This window comes from Streptomyces sp. NRRL S-1022, from assembly GCF_000720135.1.
Lineage (GTDB): Bacteria > Actinomycetota > Actinomycetes > Streptomycetales > Streptomycetaceae > Streptomyces.
Genome location: NZ_JOIU01000158.1, coordinates 1 through 353 on the forward strand (window position 1 = coordinate 1; position 353 = coordinate 353).

The following is a 353-nucleotide window of genomic DNA, read 5'->3' on the forward strand; positions in this document are numbered from 1 at the left end:
GTGCTGTGTGTGTCGCTGCTGATCGTGACCTTGGACAACACCATTCTGAACGTCGCCCTGCCCACCCTGGTGAAGGAACTCGGGGCGACGACGACGCAGCTGCAGTGGATCGTGGACGCCTACGCGCTGGCGTTCGCGGGGCTGATGCTGGTGGCGGGCAGCAGCGCGGACCGGTTCGGCCGCCGGCGGGTCTTCACGGCCGGGCTCGCGCTGTTCGGGGTCACATCCGCGTGGGCGGCGTACTCCGGCTCCGTGGGCATGCTGATCGCGGCGCGCACCGGCATGGGCGTGGGCGCGGCGATGATGATGCCGGCCACCCTGTCGATCATTACCGACGTGTTCCGGGACCCCGG

1 protein-coding gene is annotated in these 353 nt (G+C 69.7%); it reads left to right on the plus strand.

Going from position 1 to position 353, the window contains the following annotated elements:
• Positions 1–9: 9 nt before the first annotated feature.
• On the plus strand, positions 10–353 hold a 344-nt coding region (locus tag IG05_RS0141295; RefSeq protein ID WP_199808491.1), incomplete at its 3' end, for an MFS transporter.